Source organism: Phreatobacter sp. GW821-FHT04C01 (assembly GCF_059420385.1).
The window spans coordinates 172,236-187,173 of the sequence record NZ_JBWKTP010000013.1; the positions used below are offsets into that span (position 1 = coordinate 172,236).

The following is a 14,938-nucleotide window of genomic DNA, read 5'->3' on the forward strand; positions in this document are numbered from 1 at the left end:
GCATCTCGCCGGCCCTCAGCCGCCTAAGAGCAGGGGCCCGCGACGCAGTGTCTCCGGAATGACGACCCCAAGGATTTCCAGCCATGGCCTTTCCGACCGCCGTCAATGATCAGATCACGGATTCCGTGACCCAGGCCAATGTCCAGGTGCTCGGCGCTTCGCCGGCCATCGCCATGGGCAATCTCTACCAGGCCACCGCCCAGGCCCTGGCCAATGCGGCGCACAACGCCACCATGGCGCAGCAGCAGATGTATGTGACGGCCCAGGCCGCCACCACCACGGGCGTTGCGCTGCTCTATTCCCTCGGCACCGCGTCGACGGGAGTGGCGACCAAGAAAATCCTCGGATGACGCGCCGGCGGCGTCCCGGCGCCGCCTGATCCAGCCATAACCCCCCGCACGACAAGGAGCATCTTCGATGGCTTTCCCGACATCGCTCAACAGCCAGATCACCGACTCCATCACCCAGGTCAACACCAAGGTCCTGGGCGACGCGCCGGCGATGGCGATGGGCAACCTGTTCGTCACCACGAGCCAGGCCCTTTCCAACGCCGCCCACAACGCCACCAACAACCAGCAGCAGTCCTATGTCACCATGCAGGCCTCGACCGCCCAGGCGGTCGCCACGCTGCTGACCGTCGACACCGCCTCCACCGGCATGGCGACCCACAAGATCTACTGACGCGAAGCCGTGACGAGGTCCGTTCGCGCCATCGGCCGGACGGACAGCGGCCGGTCCGCATAGGGGGCGCCGTCCCAGGCGGGGGAATGTCAGCGTGGCCGAGGGATCCGGCATCGCGACCATGACCGGCTCGGTCGCGACGGGCGTGACGCTGAACGTGGCGCTCGCCCCGTCGGCGGCCATGGCGATGACCTACCTGGCCGGCGCCGACAGCATCGCGCTCGCCATGGCCAATGCGGTGGCCAATCAGCAGCGCGGCCAGATCATCGCCAACGCCGCCACGGTTCAGGCTCTGGCGCTGATCATTTCGAAGGGAGCTACAGGCACATGAGCGATGAAGGCACAGTCAACAGCCGGGTGGTCGATTCCGTCGCCAGCGTCGTCACGCTGCTGAGCGGCCAGTCGCCGTCCCAGGCCTTCGGCATGCTGGATGCCGTCATGGTCGAGACCCTCGGCATGGCCATGCACAACGCGGTCGGCCGCCAGCAGGGCGGCGGCATGGTCAGTGCCGCCGCGGTGACGGCCGCCTGCGCCAAGATGCTGCAGACGCCGTTCCCGATCGTTCCCCCGCCGTCACCGCCGGCGCCGCCCGACCCGCCGGTGGTCAACCCGCTGCCGGGGCCACCGCCCAGCATGCCGCCCAAGGCGATGATTGCGGCAGCCTTCGCCGAAGGCGAGGCCGCCATCGGCATCCTGCAGGCCGAGGCCAAGGGCGCTGGCGCCAATGCCACCCAGGCCCAGGCGGACCTGGCGCAGCTTGCCAAGGATGCCGCGGCCAGCACGCCGCCGCCCGCGGCGGTGATCGCCGCCGCCTTCGCCGAAGGTGGTGCCGCCATCGGCATCCTGCAGGCCGAGGCCAAGGGCACCGGCGCCAATGCCGCCCAGGCCCAGGCGGACCTGGCCCAGCTTGCCAAGGATGCCGCGCCCCCCACGCCGCCGCCCGGGGGCTGAGGCTGCGCGGACGTCGCGCGCGAATACAGGTTTAAGGAGACGACATGCCGGATCCGACAAGCGTCAACGCACAGGTCATCGACGTCATCAACCAGGCGCAGCTGGCCACAATGGGACCGCAGGTCGTGCTGACCAGCGGAGCGGGCAAGGCCTATCAATCCGTTGCCCAGTCGGCGGCGATCGCGGTGCAGGACGCCACCGACGCGCTGCGCAACGTCTCGACGATCGCCACAACCGCGGTCGGTGTCGCCATGGCGCAGTACCTGGCCACCGGCGACGACCGCTATGCCAAGGCCCTGACCCATGCCCAGCAATTGATGAAGGGCGCCACCGAGGACTACGGCGCCATCGGCGCCGCGGCCGCGGGGGTGCTCAAGGGGTTCCCGTCCGGTTGATCCGATATTCATCCCGGCATTTGAGCGGAGTGTTACGCATATGACCCTGATGGTGGCCGACACTGCGCTGATGCGGCGCGCCGACCTGTCCGATATCGGCCGGCTCGCGCTCGCCTTCGTCGACGGCGGGTCCCAGTGGTTCGACTGGGCGGCGCTGGAATCCGCGACGACCTATCAATTCCCCGACGAGACGGCCTTTGTCGGTGCCGTGCAGCAGGGCCTTCACGCCTCGCGCCTGGCTCTGCTGCCCAATCTCGGATTGGCGGTCAGCCCGGTGAAGCTGATGACGCTCGGCGCGGCGGACCTCCGGCTGCTGCAGCGCATCGAGCACGGCGACAAGAGTGCCAAGGCAGCGGTGCAGCTGAAGCGCATCCTGGCCGATCATGCCTTGCTGGCCGAAGAGGACCTGGCGCCGACCACCAGCTTCCTCGCCGATCTCGGCGTCGCCGACGCGCCGGTCTTTCAGTTCCTCGGCTACGAGGGGCGCATGGCGATCTACGACCTCCTGCATCTGCCCGACGACCGCACGCCGCCCGGGATCGAGCTGCAGAAGGAGGCCGCCGCCTTTGCCCGCGCCCAGGGCCATACGCCGGCGGAATTCGCCGACTATTTCAAGTTCTTCCTGCAATATACCCGCAAGCTCGGCGGGCGGGCCGCCTCGCCGGAGGAGCGCCAGCTGCTGTGCGAGACCGCGCTCGCGGCCCTCGGACCCCGGCTGTTCGATCATCTCGACTGCCCGCAGGTCGGCGGCCTCGTCGCCCCGGCCGAAGTGGCGGAGGCGGTCAAGGACCGGCTCTCCTCCGGCCGCCGCATCGGCTTCACCCGGCTGTCGCTGGGCGCCCAGCAGATCATCGAGAACACCACCTTCGAGGAAAACGGCGCCGACGACCCGGACGTCTTCGTCAGCGGTTATGTCAGTGCCGCCCAGAACCTGCTGCGCGCCGTGCCGGTGACCTTCGGCCTGATGGCGCAGGACGGCGCCTCCTGCGTCTTCCCGATCGAAGGCAGCGACCACGAAGCGGAGCTTCAGCTCACCGCAGCCGGCCTGATCACCCTGAACGGCTTCCGACGCAAACCCAAACGCAAGCCGGCAACGAGCGCGGGTCACGGCCGTGCCGAAGCCACCATGGAGAAAGTCTAATGCCGAAGCTCCGCAAGCCGAGAATTGCCCGCCGCGCGCCTGCCGAGCGGATCATCCCCGTCAACAGCCGGCCGTCCCAGGAGGCCGCCGAGCGCGCTCAGATCCGCGCCCGCGAGGCCGAGGCGGTCGCGTCCGAAGCCGTGCGCGAGGCCTCCGTCGGCGAGGGCCGCCTGGTGCCGGCCGAACGCGCACGCGGCGAGCATGCCGAGGCGATCGCCGAGCGGGCGGTCCATCATACCGACCTCACGATCGAGCGGGTGGTCGACCATGCCGAGGCCATCGCCGAGCGCGCCGTCCACGCTGCCCAGGTGGCGCAGGAAAAGGCCGTCGACATCGCGCAATTGCGGGCGACCGAGGCAGTCGCCGCCACCGACCACATCATCGCCCAGACGCAATAGCGATCCGGCATTCCGGCGACAGGTCCCGAAATCGCATCGCGGCTCATCCGGTCCCGCGCGGCCGGACGACGTTGCACGCGAGCGATCCAGCGTAGGCGAGAAAACCCGATGCCCAAACGCTTGCGCCCGTTCCAGGTCGTTGCCCCTCCCGCCAAGCGTCAGCGCGGGCCGGCGACCGCCTGGAGTTGCCTGCGCTATGTCGCCGAGCTCGCGCCGTCGAAACCGGGCCAGACCATCTCGCTCGCCAACCAGAGGGACCAGGCGCTGATCTGGAAGGCGGCCGCCGTGCACCCGATGCAGGCGCTCGAGAACGAGTACCAGGGCATCGTCCACGACGCCGTGCGCGGGATCGTCGACCCCGACCTGCGCAAGGAGGTCGAGTCCCGGGCGATGGGCGAGTTCTTCCTGTTCGACGCCGGCCCGCCGCGGTTGCTCGGCGTGCCGCGCGGCGGCGAGTATCGCGGCGAGCGGTTCCCGATCATGGAAGATCGGCTGCGATACGCCCGCAAGGCCTTGCCGCCGCTGGCCGAGGCCATCCGCGCCCAGGCCGATCCGGAAGACGTCCGCCGGTCGCTGCTCCTGGTGTTGCGCGAATGCGACGCCGTGCTGGGCTCGTTCTTCACCATTCCCGGCTCCTTGCCTTGGGGCGCACCGATCCTGAATGAGGCAATCCGCGAGTTCAACGACCTGGACAGGTGGATCCGCCGGGCCACGAACTGGCAGCAGTTCCAGGTCGCCTGGAAGCATCTCGACGTCGGTTCGGCGGCGCTCGAAGAGACTTTCGAGAAGAGCGTCGCGGCGGTGCAGATGTTCTACGCCATCGAGGGCTTCTATCTCTTCCGGCTCCTGGTGCGCTACCGGATCGAGTCCGGCGAGGTCATCCGCCCGGGCGATGCGATGGGCGCGAGCAAAGGCCTGACCAAGCTCATCGCCAATGGTCATCCCTGGCTCTCGACCTGGCTGCGCGACAAGCTGCTCGAGTTGAACGCGCTGATCGGGATCGTCGACCCCTCGCGCAACACCTTGTTCTTCCTGAAGGGCGGCAGGGCGATCAAATATCTCGAAGGCCAGCCCGAGACCGGCGAGAACGACTGGGACACCCAGATCGTCATCAACCCGAACCTGCCGGCGGCGCAATGGTACCAGCTGTTCCAGGACATTCAGAACGCCGTGCTGCTGGCGCTCCAGGGCTTCAAGCGCGAGCTCTATGTGCTGATGCAGCACGAGGCTGAGCAGTTTCAGGACGAACTCGACACTGTCCCGCCGCCGGTTCAGCCGGCGGTCGGAGGCGCCGCGGCCGGTGGCGGCGGCGGGGCCGATCCGGGGCCGGTGGCCCCCGATCCCGATGTGCCTGTGGTCGACGATGAACAACTCGCCGAACGTTATCGGATGAATTGCAAATCCGAGCTGATCGATGTCGGCCTGCCGCGCAACGATACCGTCGAGGCGATGGAACAATGGGCCCAGCTGAACGGCAAGCTGCTGGTCGCCGACGACGGCATGCCCTATCCCGGCTATCTCTACTACATCAACGAATATCTGATGCTGGTGCGCGAGGTCTTCACCGGCCTGTCGCCGTCGATGAGCAAGGCGCCCGCCCGCATCGAGCGTCTCTACACCATCCTGACCTTGCCCGACGCCGGCCTGGCGGTCGCCATCAAGGAAGAACAGGACCATATTCCGGCCGATCTTCTTCCCCAATCGCTGGCGGCGATCGGCCAGGTGCACGACCTCGGGGTCAAGCGCGCCCTGATCTGCATCCTCAGCCAGTTCTGCCGGGCCTATGCCGTGGATCTCGATCCGAACCTGGCCAAGTGTTTCGATGGCCTGTTTGCCGGAAACCTCGCCAATGCCGCGGAACTCGCGCAATATCCCGCCGATCTGAACGACGCCATCCGCGACTATCCGCAATGGCGGCCGATCTATCGGCTGCTGTCCGACGCCGTCGGCTATGCGCAGTGGATCTCCAAGCAGATGACGGTCCATTTCGAACTGCGCGGCAAGTTCATGCAGGAGCAGCACGCCGTCATCGGCAACTTCATCCAGTCGATCTACGCCGCCTCGGTCTTCTCACCGGGCGAGGAGCTGGAGGCTCAGATCGCGGTGACCGGCAGCCTGGCCGCCTTCCTCCATGCCGACTACACCAAATTCGCCCGGCCGGCCGAGATACAGCCCGTCGATGTCGCCTCGCTGCGCATCTATGCCTATAACCCCGCGGCCGACCGCGCGACGATGATGCAATTGGTCGAGCCGCTGGTCACCGAATATCTCGACGACAATCCCGGCACCTTCGCGGAGGTCGCGCCGGCCGATCCGGCGGGCCCGCTGCGGCTGTTCTGGCCGAGCGAGGTGGAGATCAAGCCGTTCACCTATGCGCCCCTGATGATCACGATCGGCACCGCCAAGCCCGGGATCTGGCCGCTCTTGGCCTATATCTGGGATCATCCGACGCTCGGCCTGCGCGACCTGATCATGGAGTACCGCAGGCGCTCGGCCGCGGTCGAGGAGTTCGGCGCCCGCGCCCGGCTGAAGGAGACCACCGCCGCGCTCACCGAAATCCTGCTGCGCGCGGAGAACCCGGAGCCGCCGCCCGCACCCTTCGGCCGGCATCTGATGATCAGCAGCGCGGCCATGGCGATCGGCCCGAATGCCGACTATCCGCCGCGCTATTATCAGGACGGCACGGCTTATCAGATCGTCATGACCGGCAACCGGGAGGCGCTGCGCCGGGCGCTGACCTTGCCGCCGAGCGATGAGGACCGCACGCTCGACCTCCTGGTGCTCAACCAGGATCACGGCGGCATCGTCGGCGGCGCCGGCCAGTTCGGCAATTGGTCGGCCGCCGACCTGCAGACCTATCTGGTCGACCCGATGCGGCGCTCCGGCCTGCGCGCGCGGATCCTCGTCCTCGACTTCTGCGTCTCCACCGCGCTGCTGCCGACCTTTGCGGCGCTCTGCGCCGAGGACGGGGTGCTCTATTCCAATGTCTACAGCATCACCGAAGTGATCATGACCCGGGAACTCTGGGGCCGGATCAAGGGCGATCTGGCGGCGCGCAACCGCAACGCCATCCGCAATGCGATCAATGACGAGATGACGGTGATCACCCGCGGCGTGACCGGCCTCAGCCATCTGCCGGAGGTACAGCCCTGGACGCAAGACGACATCGCTCGCTATCTCGGGCGCTATGCGGGCGACCTCGACGCGGTCTCGGCATTCTTCACCTTCTGGGAGATCGGCCAGATCTTCGACACCGCCTATGGCAACAGCCAGACGATCTGGGGGCAGCTGCGGGCGCTCATCTTTGCGACGCTGCCGACCAATATCGGGCCGGCGGAGCGCGCCATTCTCGGCTTCGTGCCGGCGCAATTCGCCGATTTCGACCGTGATCAGGTGCAGACCATGGTCACCGCGCGCGCCGTGCAGATCCTCACCGCGCCGCAATATCGGATCCAGCGGCCGCCTCCAGCCAATGCGTCGTTCCAGCAGATCTGGGCACATTTCAGGCCGTTCCGCTGCAATGTCCTGGCGCTGTTCACCGGTCTTGCGCGTTGCCCGACGCCGTTCACCGTCTACGATTCCGGCCAGCAGATCCTGACGCTGGACACCGACCTGTCGGTCTCGCCGGTTCCGCCGCTCGTGGCCGCCCGCATCAACGTGGTCCACTTCCTCTCGGCGCAGGACGTCGACGAAGTCCTCGACATCCTGCAAAGCCAGGGCGGCCAGGCCGCGGTTCAGCAGCTCGATCCGCGCAACGACTACCTTCAGCAATAGGCGGAACACGAGCTCTTGGGATCGCGCCGCGACGCGGCACTCCGATGCCGGCCGCCCGCCGAACTAGCGCGCGCCGTCCCCGCCGGCGGTGCCGCGGCGGAACTCGCGCGGAGTCTGGCCGACGATACGCCGAAAGCTCTTCTCGAAATGGCTCAGGTCGGTGAAGCCGACGCTCATCGCGACGTCGGTGATCTGCCGGCGGGCCTGGGTGGCCAGGATTTCCTTGGCCTTGTGGACGCGGATCCGGCCGAGCAGGGTCTTGAACTGGATGTCGAGGGCGCTGCGAAACAGGAAGCTCAGATGCGATGGGCTGACATGGGCCTGGCGCGCCAGCTGGTCGAGCGAGATCGGCTCGGCATAGTGGTCGCCGAGATAGAGCAGGGCCTTGCGCAGCGCGTCGTGAAGCCGCCCCAGCTCGGCGGTATCCTTGTTGAGCGCGCAGTGGACCCAGCGGTCCAGTCCTCCCGACGGCGCATAGTCGAACGGCCGGGCCGGCGGCTCCTGGAAGCCGGCGGCCTTGTGCGGCCGCGGCCGGGGCGGCGGGGCCGACGCGATCCAAGGTGTATGGCGCAGGATGTCGTCGCGCTCGATCGGCCGGCCGTCGGTCATCACGGCCAGGCGTGCCACGACCCTCTCGAGCTCGAACAGGTTTTCCGGCCAGGCATAGGCGCGGCAGGCCGCCAGCAAGGCATCGCTCTGCTTGTCGGCGGCGGAAAAGCCACGCCGCTCGAAAGCGGCGGCGACGAGCGCCTCCATATCCTCGGGCCGGTCGCGCAGGGGCGGGGCGGCGATCGACAGAAAGTCGAGCTCGGCCAGCAGGGCCTGCGAGAAGCGGCCGTCGCGCACCCGCTCGCGCAGGTCGGCGGTGCTGGCGGCGATCACGCGCACGTCGGGTGCGGTGGCGTCCGGCAGCCACTGGCCCAGCGAGGAGCGCATGGCCAGGGGCAGGCGGCGCTGCATGGCGGGCTCGAGCTCGTCGATTCCGCTCAGGAACACGGTGCCGCCGGCCGCCTTTTCGAACCACGCCGACGGCGATCCCACCGGCTCCGCGCAATTGACCTCGACGAAGGGCTGGTCGCGCCGCGCGCCGCCGTAGTGGATCATGGCCGCCAGTTGCGGTTTCTCGGTGCCGAACTCGCCGGTGAGCAGGACGGGCAGATCGGAGCGGGCGGCCCGCTCGAGCTGGGTCTCGAGGTCTTGCAGCACCCGCCCCATGCCGACCAACCGCATCGGGGCGCCCAGCCGCCTGGTGGCGCGGACCTCGACTTCGTAGCGCATGATCAGGAAGGCGAGCTGCCGCGCGAAGCCGGCGAGCCAGGGCTGGGGCGGGCCCTTGGCGTCGCCCGCGCTGCGCCCGATCAGCCGCAACTCGCCGATCGGCGTGTCGGCATAGGCGAGCGGCAGGATCCGCCCGGCCTTGGTGTGGACGGAGCGGGCGGCGAATTGCGGCGCGGCGGGGCGCTCGACGCCGAACCATTCCGCGGCGTGGACCGCATCATCGACCGACCGGCTGCGCGACGCGGATCCCGAGGCGCCGCCCGCCCGCGGCCGGATGGTCCATTCGGAGACGATCGTGCGTCCCTCCCGGCGAACGTCGAGCGCACCGCCCTCGCGCAGCACCACCGACGCGCCGACCAGGCCGGCGCGCTCGGTGAGGGCGCGCATCACGCTGTCGAGCAGGTCAGGCAAGGTCCGAAAGGATCTGTTGACGCCGAGGAACAGGTCATTCACCGGAATGCTCGATCGCGATAGTCAACGGCTGTTTCCAGTGAAGGCACGACGTTCTGTCGGACTTCTTCAGCACCGTGACGGCGCATGACCTGGCCGGCCTGATCGCCGGGGGGCAAGCTTGCGCGTCGCGCCCTGAATGGATCAATCGGATGACAAGTCATATTCGGCTGCCCCCCTCACTGGAGGAGTGACAGCATTGCGCGATCAGCATGGCACAGAGATCATGGATCCACAACCGATGGATGTAGTCGTTTCAATAAATCGCTGATGGCGGCCTGAATCCGCTGGCGGGAATACTGTCGAGCGATTGATAGACATGCAGCTGCAGGTTGTTGTGGTGCGGTGTCGAGCCGGCTCGCGGCGGCGATCATCCGGTCCTCGACCGAACACCGTGATCGGGCAGGGCCAGGCGCGCCGCCCCGTCGTCCCGGCCTCACCGATGGCGCGATGCCGGCAACCTGACAATCGGAAAGCGAGAAGCAGCCACCCCCTCAAGCCGGCTTTCCCGCGGGACGGGCACCGGCCATAGTGCCGGCCGCTTTGTCCGGCGACCCGAATTGCCAGGAAATCTCCATGCGCCGCCTGCCATTTTATTACGGATGGGTCATTGTCGCGGTGACCTTCGTCACCATGGGCATCGGCGTGAATGCCCGTACGTCCTTCTCCTTGCTGTTCTCGCCGATCATCGATGAGTTCGGCTGGGAACGCGGCGTCACGGCCGGGGCCTTTTCTTTCGGCTTTCTCATCTCGGCGGTGCTCAGCCCACTGCTCGGCAAGCTGATGGACCGCACCGGCCCGCGCACCGTGATGGAACTCGGCGTGATCCTGATGGGCGCCGGCCTGCTGCTGGCGCCGCTCACCACGCAACCCTGGCATCTCTATCTCACGATCGGCGTCCTGGTCGGCAGCGGCAGCGTCTGCCTCGGTTATTCCGGACAATCGCTCTATTTGCCCAACTGGTTCGTCAAGCGCCGCGGCCTGGCGGTCGGCATCGCCTTTGCCGGCGTCGGGCTCGGTTCGATCACCTTGCTGCCGGCGGTGCAGCTGGTGATCGATCAGGCCGGCTGGCGATCGGCGAGCACCATGATGGGCATCTTGCTGCTCGCGGTGCTGGCGCCGCTCAACCTGCTGCTGCGCAAGCGTCCGGAAGATCTCGGCCTGCAACCCGATGGCGACGGCCAGGCAGGGCCGGCGGTCGCGGCACCGCCGTCCAACGTCGTCGATCCCGCCTGGGCCGCCGTCGACTGGACGCTCGGCCGCGCCCTGCGCACGGCCCGGTTCTGGTGGCTGTCGCTCGGCTATTTCTGCGGTCTCTACGTCTGGTACGCGGTTCAGGTGCATCAGACCAAATATCTGGTCGAGATCGGTTTTTCCGCCACGTCGGCGGCCTGGGCGCTCGGGCTGGTCAGCCTGTTCGGCATCCCCGGGCAGATCGCGCTCGGCCATCTGTCCGACCGGATCGGCCGGGAATGGATCTGGACCATCTCGTGCCTCGGCTTCGCGATCTGTTTCGCGGTGCTGATCATGCTGCAGCACACGCCGACCCTGGTGCTGGTCTATGTGATGGTCATCGTCCAGGGTTTTCTCGGCTATGGCCTGACCTCGATCATGGGTGCGGTCGTCGCCGAGATCTTCCAGGGCCGGAACTTCGGCACGATCTTCGGCACGGTAATGTTCGTCGCCCTGATGGGCGGCGCGGCCGGCCCCTGGGTCACCGGCATCCTGCACGACGTCTACGGTGACTACGCGCTTGCCTTCTGGATCGGCATCGCCTTGAGCCTGCTGTCGGCGGCGGCGATCTGGATCGCGGCGCCACGCAAGGTGCGGGCGGTCGCCGGCCGGATGGGATTGATCTCGAAGCCGGCCTGAGCCGGCGCGTATGGGAGCGAAGCGACCCTCGAAGGACGGCCAACCTTAATGTAATGCCTCGATCCGAGATCGTCACACCCTACCGTTTGCTGAGATATTTCATGCCGGTATCGCACATGACGGTGACAATGGTCGCCTCCGGCCCCAGTTGCCCGGCGAGCCGCAGGGCGGCGACGACATTGGCGCCGGTGGAGGTGCCGGCGAACAGGCCTTCCTCGTGGGCGAGCCGCCGGGCCATGGCCGCGGCCTCATCGGTCGAGACCGGTTCGATCCGGTCGGCGATGGCGGCGTGCCAGAGTGGCACGACATAGCCGGCCCCGATTCCGTCGATCCGGTGGGCTCCGGTCGGGCCGCCCGACAGGACCGGTGATTCCGCCGGCTCGACGGCGACGATCCTGATCCCGCCATTGCGCCGCCGCAGGGCCTCGCCCGTGCCCCTGAGCGAAGCCGCGGTGCCGACGCTCTGGACGAAACCGTCGACCCGTCCTTCGGCCTGAAGCCAGATCTCTTCGGCCATGGCGTGATAGGCGCCGACCTGGTCGCGGTTGTTCATCTGATCGGTCCAGAAGCCGCCGGTCTCGGCCGCGATCACGCGGGCGGCTTCGATCATGTCGCGGGTCAGCTTTTCGGTCATCCGGCCACTGTCGCTCGCCACGACCTGAAGTCGGGCGCCGAGCGCCTTCATGTGTTCGAGCTTTTCGCGGGCGAAAGCGTCCGAGGTCACGATATCGAGGGGATAACCCTTCACCGCGCAGACCAGCGCCAGGGAAACACCGGTGCTGCCGCCGGTATATTCGACCACGGAGCCGCCGGCGGCGAGACGTCCGTCGGCCTCGGCGGCTTCGATCATGGCGAGCGCCATGCGGTCCTTCATGCTGCCGGTCGGATTTTCGCTCTCCAGTTTCAGCAAGATGCGGCCGCCATCGGCGGGCACGACGTGGCGCAAGGCCATGAGCGAGGTATTGCCGATGCGATCGAGGATGGTCCGCGGCAATTGGCTCATGGCGTTTGTCCCTGGTTTCGTCGCCGGCACGTGACGTCGGCCGCGACATTAATAGATGTATCTACATCAGATGTAGATGCATAGATCGGAGACGGCGTCGAGACAATCGCGAAACGCCATCCGCCGGCCGGGGTAGGGCCGGTGGCGACAGTTTTTTCGCCCAGGCACGTTTCCTTGCGCTGGATGAGAAGACAGCCCTTCTCGAAATGCCCTAGCGTTAACATCGGGTTGCCGGGTGCTGGACGAAGACAGGGCATACAGGGCGTGGGTTCGCAGCGTTGGAAATCTCGGGGGGGCCGCGGCAAGGCGGTCTCGGCGATGGCGGTTGGCCGGGCGTTCGGGCCGCTGACGGCGGCCCTTGGTTCGGCCATCCTGCTCGGTGCCGGCCCGGCCTTCGCCCAGACCAGCGGCGGTACCGGCGGTTCGGGCGTCGGCGGGGTCTATGACACCGGGACGACCAATGGCGCCTTCACGCGCGGCGGCGCAGGCGGTTCGGTGGGGCAGACGGGCAGCGGCGGCCAGGGCGCCAATGTCCACGACCCCGGCTATGTCCATACCCTTCTCGGTGGCGGCGGTGGCGGCGGTGGTGGCGCCGGCGGCGGCATTGGCGGCACGGGCGGCAGCACCAATGCAGGATCGCCGGGGCCCGGTTCCCCCGATGTCATCATTCCCGGCGGTACGGCCGGCAATGCCGGCGGCGACAGCGTGCAATTTGCCCCGGGCGGCGGCGGCGGCGGCAATGGCGGCTGGCACGGCTCGGTCATCGGCGGCGGCACCGCCGACCTGTCGTCACCAACGGTTGCCGGCAATGGCGGCAATGGCGGGCGCGGCGGCAATATCGCGGGGACCAGCGCATCGACAGGCGCTTCGGGCGGCGGCGGTGGTGGTGGTGGTGGCGCCGGTGGTTATGGCGTCGTCGGCAGTGGCGGGGCGGTCGTCACCTCGACCGGCTTCGTCCGAGGCGGCGATGGCGGCACCGGCGGCAATGGCGGCAACGCCTCGAACACCCAGCCGGAGGCGGCGTTCAGGATCGTCGGCGGCAATGGCGGCAATGGCGGCGACGGCGGCATCGGCGTCTATGGCTCCAATTTCACCTTCGTCAACAATGGCACGGTTCAGGGTGGCAATGGCGGCGGCGGCGGGGCCGGCGGATCCGGTCAATCGTCGCTCTATTCGTCCGTCGCAGGCGCCCAGGGCCAGGGTGGCGAGGGCGTCTATGGCTCCAACCTCACCATCATCACGTCTGGTGCGATCAATGGCGGCTACGGCAGCACGGGCCAGGCCAATGCGGTGACCTTCACCAGCGGCAACAATGCGCTGGAACTGAGGAACGGCTATTCGTTCTCTGGCCAGGTGGCCGGCGACGGCAACGATCAGCTGCGGCTCGGCGGCAGCGACAACGGGCAGTTCAATTCGAACCAGCTCGGCTCGCAATTCACCGGCTTCAGCTCGGTCGCGGTCAACGGCACGGGGACCTGGTTCGTCTACGGCACCAATTCGCTGGCCTGGTCGGTCAATGCGGGCGCCGGCCTGCAGACGTCGACCGGCCAGACGCTCAATCTCACCAGCACCCTGAACAATAGCGGCACGGTCACGACCCAGGTGGCGAGTTCGATCTCGGTCACGGGCATCACCACCAATTCAGGCAGTATCGTCAACGGGGGCCTCTTTTCCGGCCGCATCGCCAACAGCGGCACGGTCACCAACAACGGCAGCATGGCCTCGCAGGTGAATTCCAACAGCGGCACGATCACCAATGCGGGAGGCTGGACCGGCAACATCCTGAGCAATACCGGCACGATCACCAACAATGCCGGGCAGACCTGGTCCGGCAGCGCCGTCAACAGCGTCGGCGGCACGCTCATCAATGCCGGCACGATCACCGGCACCGTCGGCAATAGCGGTAGCTTCGACAATAGCGGCTGGGTGCAGGGCCGGCTCACCCAATCGGCCGGCACGACCACCAATAGCGGCACGCTCTCGGGGGGTGTCACCGTCACCGGCGGCAGCTTCACCCAGACCGCGGGCGGGGTCAGCGGCGGCCTGATCAACAGTGCCACGGTTCATGCCAATGGCGGTTACATCAACGGCGCGATTTCGAACAATGCCGGCGGCACGTTTAATGTCGGCGGCACGGTGACCAGCGACAGCACCTTCACCAATGCTTCCGGCGCGACGCTCGCGGTTGGCGCCACCGGCAATTATACGGTGACCGGTCTCCTCACCAATAACGGCATCACCACGGTCGCTTCCGGCGGCGTTTTGACCGGCAATGCCGGCATCAGGAATGCCGGCACGCTCACGTCAAGCGGCACGGTGGCCGGTGGACTGACCAATACCGGCGCGGTTTATGCCAATGGCGGCGCCATCAACGGCGCCATCGCCAACAATGCCGGCGGCACGTTTAATGTCGGCGGCACGGTGACCAGCAATTCGACCTTCACCAATGCCTCCGGGGCGACGCTCGCGGTCAATAGCGCCGGCAATTACACGGTGACCGGGGTCCTCACCAATGCCGGCACGGTGACGGTCGCTTCCGGCGGCTCGCTCACCGGCAGCGCCGGCATCGGCAATTCCGGTTCGCTGATCTCGAGCGGCACGGTCGCCGGCGGCTTGACCAATACCGGTACCGTCATTGCCAATGGTGGGGCGATCAACGGCGCCATTGCCAACAATGCCGGCACCTTCACCGTCGGCGGCACGGTGACCAGCAATGCGACCTTCACCAATGCCACCGGGGCGACGCTCGCGGTCAATAGCGCCGGCAACTATACTGTGACCGGGCTCATCTCCAATGCCGGTTCGGTGACGGTCGCTTCCGGCGGCTCGCTCACCGGCAGCGCCGGCATCGGCAATTCCGGCACGCTCACGTCAAGCGGCACGGTGGCCGGCGGCCTGACCAATACCGGCACCGTCATTGCCAATGGCGGCGCCATCAACGGCGCCATCGCCAACAATGCCGGCGGCACGTTTAATGTCGGCGGCACGGTGACCA

12 protein-coding genes are annotated in these 14,938 nt (G+C 67.5%); 10 read left to right on the forward strand and 2 right to left on the reverse strand.

Annotation, left to right across the window (positions count from 1 at the left end):
* Nucleotides 1-83 precede the first annotated feature (83 nt).
* From AC07WJ_RS33705 to AC07WJ_RS33740, 8 genes are all read left to right on the forward strand, one after another.
* Entirely contained in the window at nucleotides 84-350 is a 267-nt protein-coding gene (locus AC07WJ_RS33705; RefSeq protein ID WP_494939100.1) for a RebB family R body protein, read from the forward strand.
* A 67-nt stretch (nucleotides 351-417) separates the two neighbouring features.
* Complete coding sequence (locus AC07WJ_RS33710; protein WP_136963421.1) at nucleotides 418-681, forward strand: RebB family R body protein; 264 nt, start codon at nucleotides 418-420, stop codon at nucleotides 679-681.
* Between the two features lie 94 nt (nucleotides 682-775).
* On the forward strand, nucleotides 776-1,012 hold the full coding sequence (locus AC07WJ_RS33715; RefSeq protein WP_494939101.1) for a RebB family R body protein: 237 nt from the start codon (nucleotides 776-778) through the stop codon (nucleotides 1,010-1,012).
* Nucleotides 1,009-1,632, forward strand: a complete 624-nt coding sequence (locus AC07WJ_RS33720) for a RebB family R body protein (protein ID WP_494939102.1) — start codon at nucleotides 1,009-1,011, stop codon at nucleotides 1,630-1,632. The genes AC07WJ_RS33715 and AC07WJ_RS33720 overlap by 4 nt, the downstream gene beginning before the upstream one ends.
* A gap of 44 nt (nucleotides 1,633-1,676) precedes the next feature.
* Nucleotides 1,677-2,027 carry a hypothetical protein gene (locus AC07WJ_RS33725; RefSeq protein ID WP_494939103.1) on the forward strand — a complete coding sequence of 117 codons (351 nt, stop codon included), beginning with the start codon at nucleotides 1,677-1,679 and terminating at the stop codon, nucleotides 2,025-2,027.
* Nucleotides 2,028-2,067: 40 nt separating this feature from the next.
* The gene (locus AC07WJ_RS33730) at nucleotides 2,068-3,168 is read left to right on the forward strand and encodes a hypothetical protein (protein WP_494939104.1); all 1,101 of its coding nucleotides are present in this window, start codon (nucleotides 2,068-2,070) and stop codon (nucleotides 3,166-3,168) included.
* On the forward strand, nucleotides 3,168-3,566 hold the full coding sequence (locus tag AC07WJ_RS33735) for a hypothetical protein (protein WP_494939105.1): 399 nt from the start codon (nucleotides 3,168-3,170) through the stop codon (nucleotides 3,564-3,566). Before AC07WJ_RS33730 ends, AC07WJ_RS33735 begins: the two co-directional genes overlap by 1 nt.
* Before the next feature lie 108 nt (nucleotides 3,567-3,674).
* Nucleotides 3,675-7,340, forward strand: a complete 3,666-nt coding sequence (locus AC07WJ_RS33740; protein WP_494939106.1) for a hypothetical protein — start codon at nucleotides 3,675-3,677, stop codon at nucleotides 7,338-7,340.
* Nucleotides 7,341-7,403: 63 nt separating this feature from the next.
* On the opposite strand, the gene AC07WJ_RS33745 is transcribed toward AC07WJ_RS33740, so the two are convergent.
* Nucleotides 7,404-9,071, reverse strand: coding sequence for a helix-turn-helix domain-containing protein (locus AC07WJ_RS33745; protein ID WP_494939107.1), 1,668 nt, complete (start codon nucleotides 9,069-9,071; stop codon nucleotides 7,404-7,406).
* 573 nt (nucleotides 9,072-9,644) lie between these two features.
* Between AC07WJ_RS33745 and AC07WJ_RS33750 the strand changes: the two genes are divergently transcribed.
* Nucleotides 9,645-10,940, forward strand: coding sequence for an MFS transporter (locus AC07WJ_RS33750; RefSeq protein WP_494939108.1), 1,296 nt, complete (start codon nucleotides 9,645-9,647; stop codon nucleotides 10,938-10,940).
* Between the two features lie 79 nt (nucleotides 10,941-11,019).
* Here the strand turns inward: AC07WJ_RS33750 and AC07WJ_RS33755 are convergent, their stop codons facing one another.
* Nucleotides 11,020-11,943 (reverse strand): PLP-dependent cysteine synthase family protein, encoded by a 924-nt coding sequence (locus AC07WJ_RS33755; RefSeq protein WP_494939109.1) that lies wholly within the window; start codon nucleotides 11,941-11,943, stop codon nucleotides 11,020-11,022.
* Between the two features lie 318 nt (nucleotides 11,944-12,261).
* Here AC07WJ_RS33755 and AC07WJ_RS33760 point away from each other — a divergent pair.
* Nucleotides 12,262-14,938: beta strand repeat-containing protein (locus AC07WJ_RS33760; protein ID WP_494939110.1), on the forward strand; the 2,677-nt coding region annotated here is incomplete at its 3' end.